18 protein-coding genes and 1 pseudogene are annotated in these 22,823 nt (G+C 56.3%); 3 read left to right on the forward strand and 16 right to left on the reverse strand.

Features of this window, described 5'->3' with window-relative positions; genetic code table 11:
• Nucleotides 1–16 precede the first annotated feature (16 nt).
• From folC to leuC, 9 genes are all read right to left on the reverse strand, one after another.
• Entirely contained in the window at nt 17–1,348 is a 1,332-nt protein-coding gene (folC, locus tag AR306_RS06950) for a bifunctional tetrahydrofolate synthase/dihydrofolate synthase (RefSeq protein WP_101496835.1), read from the reverse strand.
• Nucleotides 1,345–2,259, reverse strand: a complete 915-nt coding sequence (gene accD / locus AR306_RS06955; RefSeq protein WP_101496836.1) for an acetyl-CoA carboxylase, carboxyltransferase subunit beta — start codon at nt 2,257–2,259, stop codon at nt 1,345–1,347. The genes folC and accD overlap by 4 nt, the downstream gene beginning before the upstream one ends.
• A 137-nt stretch (nt 2,260–2,396) precedes the next feature.
• Nucleotides 2,397–3,023, reverse strand: a complete 627-nt coding sequence (locus AR306_RS06960; protein ID WP_101496837.1) for a phosphoribosylanthranilate isomerase — start codon at nt 3,021–3,023, stop codon at nt 2,397–2,399.
• On the reverse strand, nt 3,020–3,892 hold the full coding sequence (truA, locus tag AR306_RS06965; protein WP_407071187.1) for a tRNA pseudouridine(38-40) synthase TruA: 873 nt from the start codon (nt 3,890–3,892) through the stop codon (nt 3,020–3,022). Before truA ends, AR306_RS06960 begins: the two co-directional genes overlap by 4 nt.
• Before the next feature lie 3 nt (nt 3,893–3,895).
• Nucleotides 3,896–6,811 carry a FimV/HubP family polar landmark protein gene (locus AR306_RS06970; protein WP_101496838.1) on the reverse strand — a complete coding sequence of 972 codons (2,916 nt, stop codon included), beginning with the start codon at nt 6,809–6,811 and terminating at the stop codon, nt 3,896–3,898.
• A 305-nt stretch (nt 6,812–7,116) separates the two neighbouring features.
• The gene (asd, locus tag AR306_RS06975) at nt 7,117–8,229 is read right to left on the reverse strand and encodes an aspartate-semialdehyde dehydrogenase (protein ID WP_101496839.1); all 1,113 of its coding nucleotides are present in this window, start codon (nt 8,227–8,229) and stop codon (nt 7,117–7,119) included.
• Between the two features lie 65 nt (nt 8,230–8,294).
• On the reverse strand, nt 8,295–9,377 hold the full coding sequence (gene leuB, locus AR306_RS06980) for a 3-isopropylmalate dehydrogenase (protein WP_101496840.1): 1,083 nt from the start codon (nt 9,375–9,377) through the stop codon (nt 8,295–8,297).
• A 374-nt stretch (nt 9,378–9,751) separates the two neighbouring features.
• On the reverse strand, nt 9,752–10,402 hold the full coding sequence (gene leuD, locus AR306_RS06985; RefSeq protein WP_101496841.1) for a 3-isopropylmalate dehydratase small subunit: 651 nt from the start codon (nt 10,400–10,402) through the stop codon (nt 9,752–9,754).
• A complete protein-coding gene (leuC, locus tag AR306_RS06990) occupies nt 10,403–11,836 on the reverse strand; it encodes a 3-isopropylmalate dehydratase large subunit (RefSeq protein ID WP_101496842.1) in 1,434 nt (477 codons plus the stop codon). It lies immediately after the preceding gene.
• Between the two features lie 394 nt (nt 11,837–12,230).
• Here leuC and AR306_RS06995 point away from each other — a divergent pair, with 394 nt between their 5' ends.
• From AR306_RS06995 to AR306_RS07005, 3 genes are all read left to right on the forward strand, one after another.
• Nucleotides 12,231–13,802 (forward strand): methyl-accepting chemotaxis protein, encoded by a 1,572-nt coding sequence (locus tag AR306_RS06995; RefSeq protein WP_101496843.1) that lies wholly within the window; start codon nt 12,231–12,233, stop codon nt 13,800–13,802.
• Between the two features lie 45 nt (nt 13,803–13,847).
• Nucleotides 13,848–14,732, forward strand: a complete 885-nt coding sequence (locus tag AR306_RS07000; RefSeq protein ID WP_101496844.1) for a LysR family transcriptional regulator — start codon at nt 13,848–13,850, stop codon at nt 14,730–14,732.
• A gap of 239 nt (nt 14,733–14,971) precedes the next feature.
• Nucleotides 14,972–15,901 carry a GGDEF domain-containing protein gene (locus AR306_RS07005; protein ID WP_101496845.1) on the forward strand — a complete coding sequence of 310 codons (930 nt, stop codon included), beginning with the start codon at nt 14,972–14,974 and terminating at the stop codon, nt 15,899–15,901.
• Between the two features lie 70 nt (nt 15,902–15,971).
• On the opposite strand, the pseudogene rluB reads toward AR306_RS07005, so the two are convergent.
• From rluB to AR306_RS07035, 7 genes and pseudogenes are all read right to left on the reverse strand, one after another.
• Nucleotides 15,972–16,895 (reverse strand): annotated as a pseudogene (gene rluB / locus AR306_RS07010) (23S rRNA pseudouridine(2605) synthase RluB); the annotation flags it as partial.
• Nucleotides 16,896–16,957: 62 nt separating this feature from the next.
• Nucleotides 16,958–17,689: a pseudouridine synthase gene (locus tag AR306_RS07015; RefSeq protein ID WP_101496847.1), complete on the reverse strand. Its 732-nt coding sequence runs from the start codon at nt 17,687–17,689 to the stop codon at nt 16,958–16,960.
• Nucleotides 17,689–19,158, reverse strand: a complete 1,470-nt coding sequence (locus AR306_RS07020) for a class I SAM-dependent DNA methyltransferase (protein WP_101496848.1) — start codon at nt 19,156–19,158, stop codon at nt 17,689–17,691. Before AR306_RS07020 ends, AR306_RS07015 begins: the two co-directional genes overlap by 1 nt.
• Before the next feature lie 138 nt (nt 19,159–19,296).
• On the reverse strand, nt 19,297–20,187 hold the full coding sequence (locus tag AR306_RS07025) for a nucleotidyl transferase AbiEii/AbiGii toxin family protein (RefSeq protein ID WP_101496849.1): 891 nt from the start codon (nt 20,185–20,187) through the stop codon (nt 19,297–19,299).
• Nucleotides 20,184–20,822, reverse strand: coding sequence for a type IV toxin-antitoxin system AbiEi family antitoxin domain-containing protein (locus AR306_RS07030; protein WP_101496850.1), 639 nt, complete (start codon nt 20,820–20,822; stop codon nt 20,184–20,186). Before AR306_RS07030 ends, AR306_RS07025 begins: the two co-directional genes overlap by 4 nt.
• Before the next feature lie 82 nt (nt 20,823–20,904).
• Nucleotides 20,905–21,093 carry a Fic family protein gene (locus AR306_RS13725; RefSeq protein WP_407071188.1) on the reverse strand — a complete coding sequence of 63 codons (189 nt, stop codon included), beginning with the start codon at nt 21,091–21,093 and terminating at the stop codon, nt 20,905–20,907.
• A 257-nt stretch (nt 21,094–21,350) separates the two neighbouring features.
• On the reverse strand, nt 21,351–22,823 hold the full coding sequence (locus AR306_RS07035; RefSeq protein ID WP_101496851.1) for a restriction endonuclease subunit S: 1,473 nt from the start codon (nt 22,821–22,823) through the stop codon (nt 21,351–21,353).

Here is a 22,823-nt window from a genome sequence, read left to right on the forward strand (position 1 = left end):
ATTTACCTGAATGGGATCAATCACGATAGCTGCCGCCCCGGCGGCATCCCCGGGATGCGCCGAGTCCAGACCAGACCGGCACTTGCAGCAGTTCAAGCACCCGGGCAACAGTGAAGAAAGAACCGAACACAAGAATTTCGTCATCCGCTGTGCTTTGTTCAAGACAGCCCTGCAGGGCATCAGCGATATCATCATGGGTTACGAAGTCGGCTCCGGCCTGTTGCAAATGCTGCTGCAAATCGGCCAGGGAAAAACTGCGTGGCGTCGGCAATGCGGCAATATGCCAGCGGTCAAACACGCCCTGCATGGCCGCCAGCACGCCATCCACATCCTTGTCGGCCAGTGCTCCGAATACCGCAAGCCGTCGCCCGCCAAGCGGGCGCTGACGCAAACGGCCGGCAACATAGGCGGCAGCCTGCGGGTTATGTGCAACATCCAGGATCAGGGTGCGTTCACCATCAACCTGCGGCAGTTTTATCACCTGTAGCCTGCCTGTCAGTTGTGTGTCCTGCAGCACGACCCCAGTCTCTTCTGCCGTCAGAGGCAGCTCCAGCAAGGCGCACACCTGCAAGGCTACTGCCGCATTTTCGACAGGCAGGGACGGCTGCGGCATGGCATCAAGAACCAGGGAAGAGCCCTGCCCGCTTTTGCCTTGCCAGCACCAGCTGTTGCCGGTTATCGCCAGGTCAAAGTCCCGGCCACGCAGATAAAGCGGAGTACCAAGGATGGTGGCCTGATCGAGCAAGCTCTGCGGCGGATCAAGGTCTCCACACACCGCCGGAATGCCGGCGCGGAAAATGCCGGCCTTCTCCCGGGCAACCTCTTCACGGGTATTGCCCAGCCAGTCACCATGATCCAGTGCAATGCCGGTCACCACGGCCACGTCCGGATCGACAATATTCACCGCATCAAGACGGCCGCCCAGCCCCACTTCGAGAATGGCCACGTCCAGCCCGGAGCGGGCAAAGATCCACAACGCCGCAAGAGTGCCCATTTCAAAATAGGTCAGGCTGATCTCTCCCCGCACCTGTTCGATGGCACTGAAGGCCTGACAGATCAGCTCGTCGCTGACCGCTTCGCCTGCTATCTGGATGCGTTCGTTGTAGCGCAAAAAGTGCGGCGAGCTGTATACCCCGGTACGCAAACCCTGCGCCTGGCATATCGCCGCAACAAACGCGCAGGTCGAGCCCTTGCCATTGGTACCGGTGACCGTCACTACACGCTGTGCCGGCCGGGACAGCCCCAGCCGGTCGGCAACATCACGAATGCGTTGCAAGCCAAGCTCGATTTCGCTGGGATGCAGCTGCTCCAGCCAGCTCAGCCACTGCCCGAGACTGCGCTCAGTCATTCGGCAGGCTGCTCCTGCTGCTCGGGAACCTCACGCAGGATCGGACGCACCTGCATGGGTGCCTTGGCCAGCTTGCGCAAAATGGCACCGATACGCGGGCGCAGCTCGGGACGCGGGATGATCATGTCGATGGCACCATGCTCCAGCAGGAATTCGCTGCGCTGGAAGCCTTCGGGCAGTTTTTCACGCACGGTCTGCTCGATCACGCGCGGGCCGGCAAAGCCGATCAGCGCCTTGGGCTCGCCAATGATGATGTCACCGAGCATTGCCAGGCTGGCTGATACACCGCCATACACCGGGTCGGTCAGCACAGAGACGAAAGGAATGCCTTCTTCGCGCAGACGCGCAATCACTGCCGAGGTTTTTGCCATCTGCATCAGTGACAACAGGGCTTCCTGCATGCGAGCACCACCTGAGGCGGAGAAGCAGATCATCGGGCAGCGTTTTTCCAGCGCCACATTGGCTGCCTGCACGAAACGCTCACCGACCACCGCACCCATGGAGCCACCCATGAAGGAAAATTCGAACGCCGCCGCCACTACCGGCATGCCCTCCAGGGTACCGCTCATGGCGATCAGGGCGTCATTTTCGCCAGTCTGCTTTTGCGCCGCTTTCAGGCGGTCACTGTAACGTTTGCTGTCGCGGAACTTGAGACGATCCACCGGCTCCAGGTCTTCGGCGATTTCCTCGCGCCCGTCTTCGTCCAGAAAAATGTCCAGCCGCGTGCGGGCATCAATGCGCATGTGGTGCTCGCACTTGGTGCACACATCCAGCGCCTTTTCCAGCTCGGGCTTGTACAGTACGGCATCACAGGCAGGGCACTTGTGCCACAGGCCTTCCGGAATATTACTTTTCTTGACCTCGGAACGCATAATCGAGGGAATAAATTTGTCAACCAGCCAGTTACTCATCCGTTCAATACTCCTCGTATCACCCTGCACGCCTTTTGCATGCCGGTGTCGTCCTGCCGGAATCCGGGCAGGATTTCTCTTGTTTGAAAAACACAATATGAGACGGCCGCTGACAGAGTACCGTCACACCTGAATTATCAGCCGTTGCTCCTGTCGCGCACCCGCTGCATGAAGGTACGCACTTTCTCGGCATCCTTGATGCCCCGCCCTGCTTCCACACCGCCACTTACATCGACAGCCCAGGGCCGCACTTGTTCGATTGCCAGACGGACATTATCTACATCCAGCCCGCCGGCGAGTATCAGCGGTTTGGCTAAGGTGGCGGGAATCGCTTCCCAGTCGAATACCTGGCCGGTACCGCCGGGCACTCCGGCCACATAGGCGTCGAGCAGAATGCCGCGAGCATCCGCATGGGCAGCCGCCTGACCGGCTATATCCAGCCCTGGCTGCATGCGCAGGGCCTTGATGTAGGGACGGCCAAAGGATGCGCAATACTCGGGGGATTCGTCTCCGTGAAACTGCAGCAAATCCAGCGCAACCTGGTCCAGAACCTCGCGCACAAGCGACTCGGGCGCATTGACGAACAACCCGGTGCTGGTCACAAAAGCCGGCAGCTGTCGAATGATGTCAGCTGCCCGTGCCGGCTCCACATTGCGCGGACTGGGCGGGTAAAACACGAAGCCCAAAGCGTCGGCGCCCGCCGCCGCAGCCACCAGCGCATCCTCAAGGCGGGTGATACCGCAAATCTTGACCCGGGTATTCATGCATCCTCCGCAAACACATCCGGCATCGCCGACAGGAACAATGGCCCCAGCGGTTGCCGCGGTAGCTCGAATTCTTCAGGGTATTCGACCTGCACCAGATACAGGCCATAGGGTGGCGCAGTGACGCCTGCCACTTCGCGCCTTCTCGCCTGCAACACCTGCCGCATCCATTCGACCGGCTTGTCGCCGGCTCCGATCCTCATCAGGGTTCCGGCTATATTACGCACCATGTGATGCAGAAATGCCGAGGCACGGATATCCAGCACAATGAAGCGCCCATATTGCGTCAGGCGGATGCCGTCCAGCGTCTTGACCGGAGATTTTGCCTGGCAGTCACTGTCGCGGAACGAACTGAAATCATGGGTGCCCAGCAAAAACCGCGCCGCCTGGTTCATCTTGCACACATCCAGCTGCTTGTGTGTCCAGGTCACGCCATCACGCAGCAGGGCCGGCCGTACCGGATCGGAATGAATGACATAGCGGTAGCGGCGACGCTTGGCACTGAAGCGGGCGTGGAACTGCTCCGGTACCTGTTTGACCCAGACCACGCTGATATCCCTTGGCAGATAGCGGTTGCTGCCAAACAGCCAGGCTGCCGGCTTACGCACCACAGGGGTGTCAAAATGCAGAACCTGCTCGCAGGCATGCACACCGGCATCAGTCCGCCCGGCACAGACCAGCCGTACCGGCTCGCCACCGGCCACCGTGGTCAATGCCCGCTCAAGTTCGCCCTGCAACGTTGGCAGATCATTGTTCTGCAACTGGAAGCCGTAATAAGCCGTGCCGTTGTACTCAACACCCAGGGCTATCCTGGAAACGGCTGCGGCAGTCATATCGACTGCCGCAGTAGGGTCATGCATGAAACTCATGGACTATCCGAGCCTGGCCAGCAACTCGCGTGCCTGCTCCCGGTGCTCGGGGGCACCTTCACGGATGACTTCATCCAGAATGTCACGGGCACCCTCAATGTCTCCCATGTCGGTCAGAGCGCTGGCCAGGTCAAGCTTGGTTTTATCTTCATCATCCCCTTGCAGGAAGCTGAAGTCATCATCAAGCTCTTCGGCCAGCTCTGCCAGTACTTCATCACCGGCAGAAGCACCTTCTGCAAGTTCCGGTGTGGCCAGATCAAAGCCGCCAGCAAGCTCCACTTCCGGCTCGATTGCCAGGGCTGGCTCCTGCAGCGGGTCATCATTGCCCTGCAGGACGGCATGCACCTCATTCTGCAGTTCGTCAAAGCCTGTTTCCAGGGTTTCCAGACCAGCTTCGAGAGCCCCCGTTTCCAGTTCTGTCAGTCCCTGTTCTGTCGCGTCTTCAAGCGGAAAGGACAGATCGAGATCCAGATCAAAATCCATTGCCGATGCATCGGCAGGCTGCTCCGCTCCGATGCCGTCACGAGCTTCAAAATCCTCGAACTGCAAATCTTCCAGCTTCAGATCATCAGTCAGTGACAGACTGTCCGGTTCCTCGATGGAAGGCAGGTCCAGATCGTCCAGTTTAATGTCTTCGAGATCAGGCAGCTCGAAATCCTCTGCCACACTTCCGGCAGCATCGGCCACGGCATCCGCTGCAGGTGACACAGGCGCAAAGTCGATCCCCATGTCTGCATCAAGCTCTGTACCGACCGCATCCAGCAAACTGGACAGCTCATCCTGCTCGTCACCAGAGTCTTCAGCAACATCTGACACGGCCAGCAGGTCGTCCAGTCCCGGAATGTCATCCGCCAGAATGTCGCTGTCACCTGCAGGGCTTGAAGCAGCGTCGCCGGTCAGGTCTGGCAAATCAAGCATGATGTCATCCAGCGACAAGCCACCTTCGTCCTCGCCCATCAGATGCGGGAAACGCTGACGCAGCTCATCCAGCTTGACCTGGGACACGCCCATGGCATTCAGCTCGTCAACCTGCTGCAAAAATGCGTTGCGGTCCTCGAGATCGGCATAGACCTCCAGCAGTTTGAAACGCAGTTCCTCCCGCTGCGGATCCGCATCGATCGCTTTCAGCAGCACATCGACCGCCTGGTTGAAACGGCCAAATGAAATATAGTTCTCTGCCTCGGTTACCGGATCAGAAACCGCTGACTCCGCGGTCGCAGGAACATCGATAAATTCTGTCGGCTCTTCAAGCTCACCGGCAAGATCATCCAGCACGCCATCAAGGACGTCAAGGTCCTCATCCAGCTCTTGGTGACCGGCAAAGGCTGTTCCCGGTCCCTGTTCATCAAACTGATCAGCCGCCAGCTCCTCCTGTTTTGCCTTGTTGCGGCGCGAAACCAGCAACAGCAACAACAAAAGGGCGACACCTGCTCCGGCTCCGGGCAGGAACAGCGGGTTTTCCATCAGTTCGTCGACAAAACCCTTCGGCTCGGGCGGCGGCTCAAAGGCCACTGATGCAGGCTTGGGTGCCGCAGGAGCGGTCACAGGCTCGGCCGGCCGGGCCGGCTCTTCAACAACAGCCTGCACGGCAACCGCTGTTTCCTCTGCGGTTTCCGCAACTGAGGCCACCTCACCGGCAGCTTCCTGTGTTGTTTCAGGCTCTACAGCTTCCTGCTGGTCTTCAGCAGCACCTGCTTCTACCTGCTCAGGCAAAGCGACAGCATCCTGCCCGGCTACTTCTTCCGTCACCGTTTCAACAGCTTCGCCTGCAGTTTCTTCAGAAGCGGCAACGGCAGCATCCAGCTCCTCGTCGGTCATGTTCTGTAGATTGGCCAGCTGGGTGTTTTTCAACTCCAGCAGACGCTGCAATTTTTCAACCTGGCTATTCAGCTCTTCCACACGGCTGCTCAGATCTTCATTCTGCAGCAGGGCCGAATCCAGTTGCTCCCTGGTTTGCGCCAACTGGTCATTGACCGCTTTTCCGCTTACACCGCTATCGCTACCAGTGCTGGCCTCGCCGGTCTCGGCGGCCACCAATCGCAGGCTATCGCCCTGCTCTGCCCTAGCTGGCGCTGCAGCAGCCGTTTCACGACGGCGGGCGTCCAGCTGGCGCTCAACCGGACCACCGGATCGCCATGCATCCACCTGCCCCTGGAATTCCGTAGCAGCCTGGCTGCGGCTACGCCGGGTAATTTGCCCGGCATCAGGCAGCTTCAGCACCTGGCCGGTTTTCAACCTGTTGATATTGCCGTCAATGAAGGCATCCGGATTAAGGTCCTGGATGGCCAGCATGACCTGATGCACCGAACCACCGCCACGGTTGGCACGCAAGGCAATTTCCCACAGGGTATCGTTTTGTTGTACACGATACTGGTCACCCTGCAAGGCTGGCGCGGCAGTGGCCGCAGCTACCGGTTGACGACGCGCCGGTGCAACCGCACTGGCCGGACGCACCGGCGCCTGGCTGGCAACAGGTGCCGTAACCGGCGCACTGCGGTATACCAACTCTTGCGGTGTGTACATGGGCGGGTCAAGCAGCAGGGTGTATTCCTTCAATACCCGTCCGGCCGGCCAGTACACTTCAAGCAAGAAATTCAAAAAAGGTTCGCGAACCGCCTGGTTGCTGGTCACCCGGACAAAGCTCTTGCCATTACTGCCGACCACCGGAGTGAACTTCAGGTTGTTCAGGAAAAACTGCCGGTCCACACCCGCACGACTGAAATCCTCAGGAGAAGCCAGCCTGGACCTGATGTCTTCAGCACTCAAGCCCCTAGCATCAAGCAGTTCGATTTCAGCCACCAATGGCTCATTCAGTGCCGACTTGACGGAAACCTCACCCAGTCCGAGCGCATGCGCCATTCCCGAAGCCATCGAAGTAGCAGCGGCTACTGCCAATACCAGTTTGCGAACCTGAAGCATATAGCATTTCCCTTATTTTCTCGGAGACTCCAGCCCTGCTCGCACCATCAAGAATGGTGGAGCCGGATATTGCTTTGGGTGCCTGTCGCCCGGCGCAACCCATGGCCAACTAGAATCATCCTTCAATTGACAGCGTAAGTATCTTTGACCGTTCGGCTTTTAGCAACTGAAAAACCGGATTATTCGACTTAAGGGCTGCACGCATTGCCCCGTTTTTGACCTGGAGCACAGTTCGGGCTCCATCATGCCGGGAGCAGGCCACAAACAAAAAGGCTGCCATGCAAGCGGCAGCCTTTTCTTTGCTTCTAGCGTTCCAGCAGGATGCGCAGCATGCGCCGCAGCGGCTCCGCCGCACCCCACAACAGCTGGTCGCCAACGGTGAAGGCACCCAGATAATGAGAACCCATGTTCAGCTTGCGCAACCGGCCGACCGGAATGTTCAGGGTACCGGTCACCGCCGTCGGTGTCAGCTCCTGCACGGTCTGCTCACGGCTGTTGGGTACCAGTTTGACCCAGGGATTGTGCTGGCTGATCAGGTTTTCGATATCGGTTAGCGGCACATCCTTGTTCAGCTTGATGGTCAGCGCCTGGCTGTGGCAGCGCATGGCACCGACACGCACACAGATACCGTCAATGTGGATCGGGTTCTTGAAGCGACCGAGGATCTTGTTGGTTTCGGCCTGTGCTTTCCACTCTTCACGGCTCTGGCCATTGGGCAGCGCGCTGTCGATCCACGGAATCAGGCTGCCGGCCAATGGCACGCCAAAGTGTTCCGCTGGAATCTCGTCGCTACGCTGGGCGGCAGCGACCTTGCGGTCGATATCCAGAATGGCGGACGCCGGATCGGCCAGTTCGCCAGCCACCGCATCGCGCAGATAGCCCATCTGATTGAGCAATTCGCGCATGTTTTGCGCACCCGAACCACTGGCTGCCTGATAGGTCATGGCACTCATCCACTCGACCAGGCCAGCCTCGAACAGCCCGCCCAGCCCCATCAGCATCAGGCTGACGGTGCAGTTGCCGCCGACGTAGATCTTCACGCCGCTGTCCAGCCCCTGATCGACCACCTTGCGGTTGACCGGGTCCAGCACGATGATCGCGTCATCCTGCATGCGCAGGCCTGAGGCCGCGTCAATCCAGTAACCATCCCAGCCGGCTTCACGCAGTTTGGGGAAAACCTCGTTGGTGTAGTCGCTGCCCTGACAGGTCAGGATCACGTCCAGCCCTTTCAGGGTGTTGATGTCGTAGGCATCCTTGAGCGCGGGCGTATCCTTGCCGATCGCCGGACCCTGGCCACCCACATTGGAGGTGGTAAAAAAGACCGGCTCAATCAGTTCGAAATCCCGCTCTTCCAGCATGCGCTGCATCAGCACGGAACCAACCATGCCGCGCCAGCCTACAAATCCAACTCGTTTCATCTAACTACACCTTTATTAATGATGGTTTGCACGACAACAGGTCGTGCAAACCGGGTCAATATCCCTTACAGCTGTTGCAGGGCGGCAACAACGGCATCGCCCATCTCGGCAGTGCCCACTTTGCGCATGCCCTCGGACATGATGTCGCCAGTACGCAACCCCTGGTCGAGAACGTCGCTCACCGCCTGCTCGATGGCATCGGCAGCACCAGCCTGGCTGAAGCTGTAACGCAGCATCATCGATACGGACAGAATGGTTGCCAACGGGTTGGCCAGCCCCTTGCCTGCGATGTCCGGAGCGGAACCGTGGCAGGGCTCGTACATGCCCTTGTTGTTGGAATCCAGGGATGCGGAAGGCAACATACCGATTGAGCCCGTCAGCATGGACGCTTCGTCCGACAGGATATCACCAAACATGTTGTCGGTGACAACCACATCAAACTGTTTTGGCGCACGCACCAGTTGCATGGCGGCATTGTCCACATACATGTGGCTCAGCTCCACTTCAGGGTAGTCTTTGGCCACCTCTTCCACAACCTCGCGCCACAGCTGGCTGGAAGCCAGGACGTTGGCCTTGTCCACGGAGCACAGTTTTTTATTGCGCACCATGGCCATATCGAAGCCGACCCGGGCAATGCGGCGGATCTCGCTTTCGGAGTACGGCAGAGTATCAAATGCCTTGCGCTCGCCGTTCTCCAGCACCACCTGGTCACGCGGGGTGCCGAAGTAGATGCCGCCGGTCAGCTCGCGCACGATCAGGATGTCCAGACCGGACACCACTTCGGGCTTGAGACTGGAGGCATCAGCCAGCTGCGGATACAGGATGGCAGGACGCAGGTTGGCAAACAGGCCCAATTCGGAGCGTATCTTCAGCAGGCCACGTTCGGGACGGATGCTCTTCTCGATGGTGTCCCACTTGGGGCCACCTACTGCACCCAGCAGGACGGCATCCACCTCACGCGCCAGCGCCAGGGTGGAGTCAGCCAGTGGCACGCCATGCTTGTCGATGGCCGCACCACCCAGTTCGCCCTCGACCAGCTCAAGGTCAAGGTTGTATTTTTCATTGGCCAGATTCAGCACCTTGACCGCTTCGGCAATGATTTCCGGACCGATACCGTCGCCGGGAAGAACAAGAACTTTTTTACTCATGGCTTTTCTCTTTTTAATTGCAAATGTTTTATTGCATGAAAGGGGCTTCTGAATCTGTGTCTGCATCGGCGGGAGGGGCGAAGGGGTAGGTGCGAATTCATTCGCACATTCCCACCCTGCGACCCAGCACCGAAACTGCGAATGTCCGAATAAATTCGGACCTACAGTCAATGCACAATCCCAACCAAGACGGGCGACAGCAGGCGGGCAACGCCCGCCCTCTCTCTCACCGTTTGCACGGAGTTTGAGGCTGGTGTTTGCATGGTGGGCAAAGTGTGGGCAGCAAGGATGCTGCCCTCAAGCCTACATGGACGTATTCACAGCGTCTTTGCAGCACCATGAAAACACCAGCCCACGCAGCTGCAAACAAAAAATCAACCTGTTAATGCCCCAAACAACCACGGATACTTCTGCTTGTACCCGGCCTCAAACGAGCGAATCACATCCTCGTCCTGCAGGGTCAGGCCGATATCGTCTAGGCCATTGAGCAGGCAGTGCTTGCGGAAGGCATCCACCTCGAAGTCGTAGCTGACGCCATCAGCGCGGATTACCTTCTGCTGCGCCAGGTCAACGGTCAGCTGATAGCCTTCGTTATCCACGGTCAGCTTCATCAGCTCGTCCACCGCAGCCTGCGGCAGGATGATCGGCAGCAGGCCGTTCTTGAAGCTGTTGTTGTAGAAGATGTCGGCAAAGCTCGGCGCGATGATGGCGCGGAAACCGTATTCGTCCAGCGCCCAGGGCGCGTGCTCACGGCTGGAGCCGCAACCAAAGTTTTCCTGCGCCAGCAGGATGCTGGCACCCTGATAACGCGGCTGGTTGAGTACGAACTCGGTATTCACCGGACGCTTGCTGTTGTCCTGACCAGGCTGGCCCTCGTCCAGATAACGCCACTCGTCAAACAGGTTCTCGCCAAAGCCGGTACGCTTGATCGACTTCAGAAACTGCTTGGGGATGATCTGGTCGGTGTCGACGTTGGCACGATCCAGCGGAGCCACCAGACCCTGATGTTGTGTAAAGGCTTTCATTTAGTTGGCTCCTTGCATGAGTTCACGTACGTCAACAAAGTGACCTGTTACCGCGGCAGCAGCGGCCATTGCCGGGCTGACCAGGTGGGTGCGCCCGCCATTGCCCTGACGACCCTCGAAGTTGCGGTTGGAGGTGGAGGCACAGTGCTCGCCGCTGCCCAGCTTGTCCGGGTTCATCGCCAGACACATGGAGCAACCCGGCTCACGCCATTCAAAGCCGGCCTCGATGAAGATCTTGTCCAGACCTTCCTCTTCCGCCTGCTTCTTCACCAGACCGGAACCCGGTACCACCATCGCCTGAATGATGTTGTCGGCAACCTTGCGGCCCTTGGCCACTTCGGCGGCAGCACGCAGGTCCTCGATGCGCGAGTTGGTGCAGGAACCGATGAAAACGCGGTCCAGCTTGATATCGGTGATCGCCTGATTGGCTTCAAGCCCCATGTACTTGAGTGCGCGCTCGATGGAGTCCTTCTTGACCGGATCGCTCTCTTTAGCCGGATCAGGCACATTGGCATCCACCGGCAATACCATCTCGGGTGAAGTGCCCCAGCTGACCTGCGGCTTGATGTCTTCGGCGCGCATCTCGATCACTGTGTCAAAGTGTGCATCTTCGTCGGACACCAGAGTTTCCCACAGTGCCACGGCGGTATCCCAGTCAGCACCTTTTGGCGCGTACGGGCGGCCCTTGACGTATTCGATGGTTTTCTCGTCCACTGCCACCATGCCGACACGGGCACCGGCTTCGATGGACATGTTGCAGATGGTCATGCGGCCTTCCATGGACAGGTCACGGATGGCGCTGCCGGCAAACTCCAGCGCATGGCCGTTGCCGCCCGCGGTACCGATCTTGCCGATGATGGCCAGCACTATGTCCTTGGCAGTGACGCCGGCACCCAGCTTGCCCTCGACACGCACCTGCATGTTCTTCATCTTCTTGGCTACCAAGCACTGGGTGGCCAGCACGTGCTCGACCTCGGAGGTGCCGATACCGTGCGCCAGCGCACCAAAGGCGCCGTGGGTAGAAGTGTGTGAGTCACCACAGACGATGGTCATGCCCGGCAGGGTTGCGCCCTGCTCCGGCCCGATCACGTGCACGATACCCTGACGGATATCGTTCATCGGGAACTGCAGGATGCCAAAATCGATACAGTTGTCGTCCAGAGTCTGGACCTGGATACGGGATACTTCATCCTTAATCGCATTAATGCCGCCGGCGCGCTCGGCCTTGGTGGTCGGCACGTTATGGTCTGGGGTGGCGATGTTGGCATCGATGCGCCACGGCTGACGACCGGCCAGACGCAGGCCTTCAAATGCCTGGGGCGAAGTCACTTCGTGCAAAATGTGGCGGTCAATGTAGATCAGCGAAGAGCCGTCATCGCGGCGCTTCACTTCGTGCATTTCCCACAGCTTGTCGTAAAGGGTTTTACCAGCCATTGGAGTTCCTCATCAGGTTGGGGAAACGCCGGGGCAAATACCCTGCCCGCAGGGATGCCGTACGGAGTTACCCGGTAATCTTCTTTATTAATATAGTGCTGCCACGCCTGCCACCGGTCAGGAACGCTTATACTGCATTGCACTGGCAGCCGGAACTGGCACGACGGTCATGCAGGCATGGTAGATATTTCGCCAATATAACTCAAATTGAATTTTATCATATTCTGCATTACCGAAAGGAATGAGCTTATTGTGTTGCAATTGGCCAACCTGCTGTAGGCTATCCACAACACGCGCTTTTCTACAAAATCAATGACGGAAATCAAGTCCTGGCAAGCCGATTGCAACACTTGCCGCGTTCACGTCAGTATCCGGTCCCTCATTGAGGTATGCCATGAGCAAACGCATTCCATTACCGGTTATCGACCAGGAAGTCCTCTACGACGAGCACGAGCAACTGGTCTCAACCACAGACCTGAAAGGCAAGATTACCTACTCCAACCCTGTGTTCTGCCAGGTTGCCGGCTATACACTGGAGGAAATGCTTGGCAAGCCGCACAATCTGGTGCGCCATCCGGACATGCCCAAAGCAGCCTTTCATGAGCTCTGGAGCCATATCCGGGCCGGGAAATCCTGGCGCGGCGCGGTCAAGAACCGCTGCAGCGACGGCCGCTACTACTGGGTGGATGCCTATGTCACACCCATTCTCAAAGACGGAAAAATTACCGGCTTCCAGTCGGTCCGTACCCGGCTGGCTCCCGGGGACAGAAAGCGGGCCGAGAAGCTCTACCGCAAGCTCAAGCAGCAAGAACGGTCAGCCGGCTCCCGCAAAAACACTTCGGGCCGCTTCCGTCCGGCAACCGCCCCGCCCCGGCTGGCCCTGTTGCCGATAGCCTTTCTGCCACTTGCAGCAGCATTGTTCAGCGGATGGCAGGCCGCCTTGTGGAGCGGCGGAATGCTTGCTGTGTGCTCCCTGCTTTTCGCCCCTGCCCTGCTCGACAGCCTTCGCTACTTCAGCCGCCTGAGCAAGGACTATGACAGCATTTCACGACTGGTTTACTCAGGCAGCGCTCCGCACTCGGTTGCCGACTTCCACATGGGACTGCAACACTCACGTATCCGCACCATCCTCGGGCGCGTGACCGATGCATCCTCAAGCCTGACAAGTACCGCCCTTCATTTACAAACCATCATGGGCCATGCCCGGGAAGGTATCCGGACCCAGAATATCGACAGCGAAAACATCACTCTGGCCATTGCCAGCCTGTCGGAACAGGCCCGCGAAATCAGTGAGCGAACGTGTACCGCCGCCCACAACACCACCACGGCAAGAGAACATTGCCTGTTTACCCACGAGCAGCTGGGCAAGACGGCGCACCATGTGCAGAACCTGTCCGAAGATGCCCAGAAGGCGGTCAGTGCAACACGGCAGGTCTCTGCTGAAACCGACAACGTCATACGCTGGCTGGCAGAAATCCAGGGTATAGCCGAACAAACCAACCTGCTGGCCCTCAATGCATCCATTGAAGCGGCACGCGCCGGCGAGCATGGCCGGGGCTTTGCAGTGGTCGCCGGCGAAGTACGCAGCCTGTCGATGCGCACCCACGAAATCAGCAGCAATATCCAGGCCTGCACCAACAGCATTCACAGCGCCATGACCAACCTTCACCACCTGATGGACAACAATCTCGCGCAGAGCCGTCATTGCGTGGAGGAGGCGCGCAGCGGTCAGGAAATACTGTCTGCCGTTATCGAAGAGGTCAGCCAGGTTGCGGCCACCACGGCGGCCATTTCCGAATCTGCCCAACAACAGGAACTGCTGGTCGGTGATATCGGCAACAGCCTGCAGCAGATACGCACGACGTGTGCCGACAATATGGAAATCATTCTGGATGCCGACAACACCAGCCAGGCCCTGCTGAACAATGCAAGCGCCATGAACGACATGACACGCACCTTTGCCTGAGCCATCGGCCGCAGCACTCAACCATAACGCACAGACACGACAACCATGGACTTAGCCAACCTGCAAACCTTCATCGCCATCGCCGAGCATGGCAGCTTTTCGCTGGCTGGCGAGACGCTGCACATTACCCAGCCAGCGGTCAGCAAACGTCTGGCCGCTCTGGAAGAGCAGCTTGGAGCACGCCTGTTTGACCGGCTCGGCCGGGAAACTCGCCTGACCCAGGCAGGTGAGGCCCTGTTGCCGCGCGCCTACCGTATCGTCAACGAACTGGAAGACAGCAAGCGCGTCCTGCAAAACCTTGAGCGAACCGTCAGTGGGCGTCTGCGCCTAGCTACCAGCCATCATATCGGCCTGCACCGCTTGCCGCCGGTGCTGCGCCACTACACCCGGGCATTCCCCGAAGTGGTGCTGGACATCCGCTTTCTGGACTCCGAGGTAGCATACAACGACGTGGTGCACGGACGTTGCGAACTGGCACTGATCACCCTGTCTCCACAGGAGATGTCATCCATCCTCAGCGTACCGGTCTGGCATGATGAGCTGGTGTTCGTTGCCGCTCCCGAGCATCCGCTCAGCCGGCAGAAGTCGATGCAACTGCAAGACCTGTGCAACTGGCCGGCGGTCTTTCCCGGCAGTCAGACCTTTACCAGCAGAATCATCCTGGAACTGTTCAGCCAGGCCGCACTGACACCCAACATCCACATGCATACCAACTATCTGGAAACCATCAAGATGATGGTTTCCATCGGTCTTGCCTGGAGCGTGCTGCCACGCAGCATGGTTGATCACGAGGTGGTCGAACTACAGGTCCCCGGCGTGAAACTCGGCCGTGACCTGGGTTACATCCTGCACCCGGAGCGCACCCTGTCCAATGCCGCACAGGCTTTCATCAACACACTCGGAAATGCGGCTTCTGCCGGCAAATCCTGAACCGCCGGCCATGCCTGCTTGCAGGCAGGCAGCCTGACGGGAATCACCCATGCAATCCGGCCTGCATTCAAACAGATACAGGGATAACAGAGAAAACGTCAGTTATCCGACACAAAAACGTCACGAATAACAACCATCACCCCACAACAGACATAACCCGTTGTTTATATTGTAAATATAAATAATGGCACGATTATCGCTTTACTGTACCTGCAAGATACATCACCAGGTACATAGCCATGAATTCCAGCCAAGCTTCCAATCTTCTCGCCTTCCCCGGTTTCCACTCCGGGAAAAGCCAGCTTTTATCTCACGAAGCCCTGGAGCAGCTCCGCCCGTCCCACTCGGAAGTCGGCCAGCAGCTGCGCAACCAGCTACAGACATCCCTGGAGATCAACGAACTGCTGCACATGTTCTTTGCCGCCAGCCAGCGCCTGCTGGACTTCCAGGGGCTGTCATTTCGCAACGCGGCACAGCGCATCAACCTGTCGCTGGGCGAGAATAACGGTGCCTTTCGTATCGACTATCAGCTTGAACTGGAAGGTGAGCTGCTCGGTGTACTGAGCGCACATAACGCTGATGCACTCGACGAGCAGGCCCTGTCCAGCCTGGAAAGCCTGACTTCCGCCCTGGTGTTTCCACTGCGCAACGCCCTAAAGTATCACGCGGTGCTGCACGCTTCCCTGCATGATCCGCTGACTGGTGTACGCAACCGTGCCGGCATGGCCGAGTTGCTGGAGCGTGACCTGCAGTCGGCTCGCCGTACCGGCACCCCATTGTCCGTACTGATGGTTGATATCGACCACTTCAAAATGGTCAATGACCAGTATGGCCACGCCGGTGGCGATGCCGCCCTGATTGCCGTGGCACAGCAACTGGAAGAGAATCTGCGCACTGTCGATGCCGTGTTCCGCTTTGGCGGCGAAGAATTCATGGTGGTCCTGCCCAACACTGACATGCCCTACCTGCTGCAGGTTGCCGAGCGTTTGCGCAAATCCGTGGAGGATATGGTGGTCGTACATGAAGGCCAGCGTATCAAACTGAGCCTGAGCTTCGGTGCCGCCATCGTCAGAAAAGACGAAAGCCAGCATCAGCTGCTGCAGCGTGCCGACGCAGCGCTGTACATGGCCAAGGAAAATGGCCGTAACCGTGTTTGCCTGGCCGACTAAGCCTTATTGTCCTGTTCAAAAAAAGAGCCTGTCGAATTGACAGGCTCTTCGGTTTACAGCTGAAAGATCAACGCTTGCCGCGCGGCTTGTCGGCCCCGGGCTTGCGCTGCGGCCTGCGTGGCGCGGCACCCGGCTTGCTCAGGCGTCTTTCCTGGCGATCGATCTTCTCTTTGGTCTTGGGCTTGATATCCGGCAAAGCCACCGGCTCCAGGCCACACTCCTTGCTCAGAATATTCACTTCCGCCTGGTTCAGTTCGCGCCAGCGGCCCACGCTCAGTGCCGAGGTCAGAAACACCGGCCCGAAACGCACGCGCTTCAAGCGGCTGACTACCAGCCCCTGGGACTCCCACAAGCGGCGCACCTCACGGTTGCGACCTTCCATCACCACGCAGTGATACCAGCGGTTGAAACCGTCACCCTCCGGCGCAGCCTGGATGTCGGTGAATTTGGCCGGGCCATCTTCCAGCACCACACCGTTTTTCAGGTTCTCGATCATTTCCTCGGTGACTTCACCGCGCACGCGCACGGCATATTCCCGGTCCATGTTGTAGGACGGGTGCATCATGCGGTTGGCCAGCTCGCCATCGGTGGTGAAAATCAGCAGCCCGGTGGTATTGATGTCCAGCCGGCCAATGTTGATCCAGCGACCGCTTTTCAGTCGTGGCAGACGCTCGAATACCGTCGGGCGGCCTTCCGGGTCGCGGCGGGTGCAGACTTCGCCTTCCGGCTTGTTATACAGGATCACCCGGCGCAGCGTTGCGGCTTCCTTGTCCTGTTTGACCGTTTCACCATCGACACTGATAGTGTCACGCGGTGTCACACGCATGCCCAGATTGGCCACCAGGCCATTGACCTTGATGCGGCCATCCTTGATCCACTGTTCGGAATCACGGCGTGAGGCCACACCCAGACGCGCCAGTACCTTTTGCAGCTTTTCGCCAGCTGGCGGGGTGTTTTCTTCGGTTGTTTGTTGCTCATCGATTGTAGTGTTCATGTCACCTCCCGGCGGGATAAAAATAGGCGCCTAGTATAGCCTGCCCGTTACAGGGCTGCTCGTTAAAACAACTCCGGCAAACTATCGAAAATGGTTAAAACCTGCATGAAGTCGTCACCAGGCGGGCATTGCAGCTGTAACCGTTCACCCGTCACCGGATGATCAAACGCCAGCATCGTGGCCGCCAGCATCAGCCGTGATAAGCCGAAGCGTTCGGCAAAGTACTGGTTGTGTCTGGTGCGGCCATAGCTGGTATCGCCAATGATCGGATGCGCAATGTGCTGCATGTGGCGGCGCAGCTGGTGCTTGCGACCGGTGAGCGGGTGCAGCTCCAGCAGGCTGTAACGGCTGTGCGGGTAACCCTCGACCTGCACGGGAATTTCCACCGTTTTTAGTCGCCGAAAACGGGTGCTGGCTTCACGAACCGGCAGCGTCTCATCTTTAAGGCGCTTGTCGGTGGCGTGCTCGCGCAGTGCATGGTCAATCTCGCCCTGCTCCACTGGCCAGCCACGCACCAGCGCCAGATAGGTTTTGCGCACCTTGCCATCCATCATCTGCCTGCCAAAGGCGCTGGCGCTATCGGCATCACGGGCAAACAGCAACAGCCCGGAGGTAGGCCGGTCCAGCCGGTGACAGGGGAACACATGCGCGCCACCGTTAAGTTCGCGGGCATACTGCAGGGCAAACTCGGTGGCGTGACGATCAATCGGGCTGCGGTGTACCAGCAAACCGGCGGGCTTGTGTACCGCCAGCAGCCAGGGGTCGCGGTAGAGTTCGGTGAGGGGGTTGGGCATTACAATCTGGCCAACACCGCCCGAAAGCTTTCCAGCCCGGCTTCCATGTTTTCGATGATCTCTTCTGCCAGCTCGTCCGGTTCGGGCAGGTTTTCCAGATCGGTCAAGCTTTTGTCCCGCAGCCAGAACACATCCAGACTGGTCTTGTCACGCGCCATCAGCTCGTCAAACGAATAACAGCGCCAGCGGCCATCGGGATTGGTATCGGCATCCCAGCTCGCCACACGCTGAGCGGGGTTGTCCGGGTTGTAGCACTGGATGAAGTCCTGCAAATCCTCAAAACGCAGCGGCTTGCGCTTGAGCGTGTGGTGAATGTTGGTGCGGTAATCGTAATACCAGACCTGTTTGGTCCATGGCTCGGGGCTGGCCGGCTGGTTATCGAAAAACAGCACGTTGGCTTTAACGCCCTGTGCGTAAAAAATGCCCGTCGGCAAACGTAAGATGGTATGCAGGTTGGTGCTTTCCAGCAGTTTTTTGCGGATGGTTTCCCCAGCTCCGCCTTCAAACAGCACGTTGTCCGGCACCACCACGGCGGCCTTGCCGGTGGTTTTCAGCATGCTGCGAATGTGTTGCACAAAATTGAGCTGTTTGTTGGAGGTGGTCGCCCAGAAGTCCTGCCGGTTATAGGTCAGATCGTCGCTTTCCTGCTCGCCTTCTTCGTTGGTAAAGCTCATCGAGCTTTTCTTGCCGAACGGCGGATTCGCCAGCACATAGTCCACACTGAGCGGGCTGGGCGCAATCAGCGCATCATTGGGCGAAATCAGGCTGTCGCCGTCCATCTCGCCGATGTTGTGCAAAAACATGTTCATCAGGCACAAGCGGCGGGTATTGGCAACAATCTCGTTGCCATAAAAAGTGCTGTTTTTCAGGAACAGCTTTTGCTCCCTGTCCAGCCGTTGCGCAGTCAGATAATCATAGGCCGCCAGAAAAAAACCACCCGTGCCGCAGGCCGGATCGGCAATGGTCTTGCCCGGCTGCGGGCGCACACATTCCACCATCGCCTGAATCAGCGGACGCGGGGTGAAATACTGTCCGGCTCCGGATTTGGTGTCCTCGGCGTTTTTCTCCAGCAGCCCTTCATAAATATCGCCTTTGACATCAGCGCCCAGCAACAGCCAGTTGGCATCGTCGATCATGTCAATCAGCCGGTAGAGCTTGGCCGGGTCCTGAATCTTGTTTTGCGCCTTGGTAAAAATCTGCCCCAGCATGCCCTTGCGCCTGCCCAGCTCGCGCAGGATTTCCACATAGAGCATTTCCAGCGAAGCACCCTTGCTGTCTTTCAGCGCCTGCCACGAATATTGTGGCGGAATGCCCATATCGCGGCTATAGGGCGGTTTGCTGTATTCATCCGCCATTTTCAGGAAGATCAGATAGGTGAGCTGCTCCAGATAATCACCATACCCCACCCCGTCATCACGCAGGGTGGTACAGAAACTCCAGACACGGGAAACAATGGATGATGCGTTCATAAATAACCTAAAGACAAAGCCAGCAAATTTTCAGTTAACCACAGCTTTTGCGGATACTGGTTACAGATATACATACAATAATTTCGTGTAACTTACGATGCGGTCTTAAGGTACACGAAAAACTCGGAGAAACTCGCATTAGCCCTGAAACTTTATTCGCCGGATAATTTCCATAAAAAATTCGGGCGACCATACTTGCAGCTCTCTGGCATCACGGATAAAGGGCAGCACATCCGCCTTGGCCTTGTCGATATCCAGACTGGCGATACGCTGCTCCAGCAAGCCCAGCACGGCATCGCCAGTCAGTTGCGCAGGCAAGGCTATCTTTTGATTCTCCAGAAACGTGCAGCTTTGAGCCAGTCGTGCCTGTAAATGCACCAGATCCAGCGGGGTTCTTCTGGACACATACCAAACCAGATCGTACCAGTCCCGGCCTTTGGGGCGATTACCCCATGCCCGACACAAAACAGCGTGCATTTTTCCAGCAAACAAACAAGGCATGGTAAAGGTCTTGATGCTGTGCGAGCGCGGCACCAGGCTGATGACCTCTTCCGTCTGAAAATTGGGCGGTGGGTCTGTATCCACTTCCAGCTTGATTTTTACCGCCTGCCCTTTGTGAATGCCTTGGGTCATCTCTGCTGGTGCTTCGATTGCCAGCAGATGCTCCAGCGTATTGCCCTTGATAAAGGCAGAAGCTACCGCGCTGGCACTATTCTTCTGTTTAATTTCTACACTTACAGTAAAACCATAGGCTTGCAGCGTATCAATAATGGCTTGCCGGAACGGGGTAATATCAAAATCTGGCTGTGATTCAAGCAGGGAAAAATCCAGATCTTCAGAAAACCTCGGCAAACGATGCAAAACCCGCAGTGCCGTGCCGCCGTAAAAAGCCGCTTGCCTGAAAAAACCGGCATCATAAAGTGCAACCAGAACAACCTCTTGCAAAATTTCACGCAATGCATAAAAACCCGAGCTGGCGTTGCTTAAATCGTAGCGGCCAAGCATTTGGGTTATGGCTGGATGGGTCATGGGGTCATTCTCTCTATTACGCTGGCCAATGTGGCCAGATTCCTGGAGCGGTACGCTTCGGCAATGGTTTTTATCAGCTCAACATTCATGTTTTCCGGCAAATCGGCGCGCATATCATCTAGCAGATAATCACGCATATCCCGCTGCGACAGCGTACCGAGCCTCCTGTGATAACGAATTTTGTCACACAGCGCCTTCTCGACCGTGGCGACAAAAATACCGCCCTCAACCCGGTCAAAACGCCAGTCAACGCCCAGCGAATAGGCTTGCAACGGGATTTTTTTGTAGCTGAAGCGCCCCACCGGAGTCTCGTAGTACTTGTCATTGCGCGTGGTTGCCGAAGTCATTTCATACACTGCTTCCGGAATGATCCCGTGAAAGCTTAGCGCATACTCAAAAGACAGGTAGGAAGGCGCATACAAGCCGCCGGCAATCGCTTTCAAGTCAAGAAGATGCTTTCGGTAGGCCGGCGCAAAGCAGTAAAAGCCTTTTTTCAGACGAATCAAATCACCCGCCCTGACCAGGCTGGCAATTTTATTGTTGATGTTGCTCACCGTTCCCGCCAGGCGACTGCTGAGCATCTCGTGCGAGATCAGCGAAATGGGCAACTGGTTGGCAAGCTCGATGGTTTTCACTGGCGCTTTTCACCATGAGTAATACTGGATAAGAGTATTATCTATACCAGACTATGGGTGTGCAAGCAAAAATAAGGCGCTATCACAGGGCTGTCAGCAACTGCCTGCCCAGAGCGGTCAGGCGGTATTTTTGGGTTGGGCTGCGGGGTGCGTCTGGCTGGGTCATTTCGATCAGGCCAGCGTCTAACGCCGGGTTCAGATAGTTTTCTAAAAAAGTCGCCCTGTGTCTCAAGCTGACCGCTTGCATAAGCTCCTTGGTGCTTACCCCCATATCTTAACGAGGAAAGCAGTTTTTTTACTTGTTCGGTTACTTGTTCAGCTACTTGTTCGGCTACTTGTTCGGTTACTTGGTGGGCTACTTGGTGGGTTACTTGGTGGGGGCTTGGTTAGCTCACTGAACGCCCTGTTTCTAACTAAGCCAAGGAAAACTGCGAGTTAAAATGAAAATAATAGCGCCCCTTGCAAATCCACTTTTGAAAAGTGAATTTGCAAGAAAGGCAGGGCAAGCCCAAGTTCTGCAACAATTAACTAAACAAGTCTTCCCGAGAATGCTTTTTTCAGGATTGACTGACGCAACAACTCGACCTTGGCTAACGCCGCTTCGATTTCTTTTTCGTTTTGCTCAATTATGGATAGTTTTTCTTCGAGCTGATTAACTATTTCTTGTTGCTCAGCGAACGAACAATAAGGAAGTGAATACTCTGCAAGCCTTGTTTGATTAATAAAAGGTATATTTACACCTCTTAGTTCATTTTTTAGCTTACTCGTAAAGTGAGAGCTTTGAAGAAAATATAAAAAATATTTAGAAATTGAATAATTATTAAAGCTAAACTTTCCCACGCGCTGATAAAGAATAGAAGGACAGTCTTGCTTTCCAAGAATTGCAACTTTAAGCGAATCACCGAGCATAGGGCGATTTAAAGCCATAACTAGATCACCCTCTTCTAGAATCAAGTTTTGATACATATCTTTAAAGTTTTCTGGCAGGTATGCCGTGCTTTCCCATATAGTTTTTCCGAAGCCAACATTTGCTATTTGAAATAATCGAACTCCAGACTCTGAGTAGTCTGACTTTTTAAATGCGAAACCAGAAAGCATTTCATAAAATGAACCGAAGCGGTGCCAGATCCAACTATCAGGTATCGGTGCCAGCTCAGATATTTCATTCAAAGAGAGCGGTTCCGTATTTTTAAACTTTGCAGGTTTCCTAGGAATTCTACCTTCCTTTCCTTGCGCTTCCCAGTCTTTTACTGCTTGCTGCCATTTTTCAAGCTGCTGCTGATAACGGGCTTCACGTTCTTGCTGGATACGGGCAAGCAGTTGCTCAGGGTTTTCCAGCTTATCGGGGTTATCTTTACGCCATTGTTCGGTGAGTTTGCCTTCAAAGGCATGTTTGAGTAGAGATTGGCGGTAAATTTTTAGCTGTTCTTGAGTCGTCTTTAAGCTAGCAATGCCGCTGTCTAGCTCACTAAATAACTCTTCTATTTTAGTAACTATTTTCTCTTGAGCACTCAAAGAGGGAATGGCAATTAATGCATTCTGCAAATATTGAGCTGGGACACGTCTTTGCCCAACGGCTCCCGTCATATTGTGTTCTGCATCTGAACGAAACTGTTTAGAAGACACAACATAGTAAATATATTTTGCCAGAACGTCTTTATTGACTCGTATGACATGGAACTCGGTCGAGCCAAATCCGACTCCGTTTTTGAGCCTTGGAACAACCGCCATCTTTCCGTTTTCCATGCAAGGCGTTATTTTGGCGAACAGCACATCATTTTCAACAAACCCCGTATATCCTTTTTTTACTTCAATAAAATTACGACTTTCAGAAACATCAATCTTGCCACTTTCTGCTTCAACTGCTGCCATCGGCACAAATGAAACTTCTGTTTCATCGTCAATCGCACTCTTATCGAGCCTTGGATTAATACTGGCAATTTCACCAAGGGGTTTAAGCTTCCACCCTTCAGGTAACTGCTGATTTATTTGCTCTTGCAC

This window comes from Thiopseudomonas denitrificans (assembly GCF_002866065.1).
Taxonomy (GTDB): Bacteria; Pseudomonadota; Gammaproteobacteria; order Pseudomonadales; family Pseudomonadaceae; genus Thiopseudomonas; species Thiopseudomonas denitrificans.

Coding starts and splice junctions, on each gene's coding strand:
- folC (WP_101496835.1), bottom strand. CDS start 1,348: ATGACTGAGCGCAGTCTCGGGCAGTGGCTGAGCTGGCTGGAGCAGCTG.
- accD (WP_101496836.1), bottom strand. CDS start 2,259: ATGAGTAACTGGCTGGTTGACAAATTTATTCCCTCGATTATGCGTTCC.
- AR306_RS06960 (WP_101496837.1), bottom strand. CDS start 3,023: ATGAATACCCGGGTCAAGATTTGCGGTATCACCCGCCTTGAGGATGCG.
- truA (WP_407071187.1), bottom strand. CDS start 3,892: ATGAGTTTCATGCATGACCCTACTGCGGCAGTCGATATGACTGCCGCA.
- AR306_RS06970 (WP_101496838.1), bottom strand. CDS start 6,811: ATGCTTCAGGTTCGCAAACTGGTATTGGCAGTAGCCGCTGCTACTTCG.
- asd (WP_101496839.1), bottom strand. CDS start 8,229: ATGAAACGAGTTGGATTTGTAGGCTGGCGCGGCATGGTTGGTTCCGTG.
- leuB (WP_101496840.1), bottom strand. CDS start 9,377: ATGAGTAAAAAAGTTCTTGTTCTTCCCGGCGACGGTATCGGTCCGGAA.
- leuD (WP_101496841.1), bottom strand. CDS start 10,402: ATGAAAGCCTTTACACAACATCAGGGTCTGGTGGCTCCGCTGGATCGT.
- leuC (WP_101496842.1), bottom strand. CDS start 11,836: ATGGCTGGTAAAACCCTTTACGACAAGCTGTGGGAAATGCACGAAGTG.
- AR306_RS06995 (WP_101496843.1), top strand. CDS start 12,231: ATGAGCAAACGCATTCCATTACCGGTTATCGACCAGGAAGTCCTCTAC.
- AR306_RS07000 (WP_101496844.1), top strand. CDS start 13,848: ATGGACTTAGCCAACCTGCAAACCTTCATCGCCATCGCCGAGCATGGC.
- AR306_RS07005 (WP_101496845.1), top strand. CDS start 14,972: ATGAATTCCAGCCAAGCTTCCAATCTTCTCGCCTTCCCCGGTTTCCAC.
- AR306_RS07015 (WP_101496847.1), bottom strand. CDS start 17,689: ATGCCCAACCCCCTCACCGAACTCTACCGCGACCCCTGGCTGCTGGCG.
- AR306_RS07020 (WP_101496848.1), bottom strand. CDS start 19,158: ATGAACGCATCATCCATTGTTTCCCGTGTCTGGAGTTTCTGTACCACC.
- AR306_RS07025 (WP_101496849.1), bottom strand. CDS start 20,187: ATGACCCATCCAGCCATAACCCAAATGCTTGGCCGCTACGATTTAAGC.
- AR306_RS13725 (WP_407071188.1), bottom strand. CDS start 21,093: ATGGGGGTAAGCACCAAGGAGCTTATGCAAGCGGTCAGCTTGAGACAC.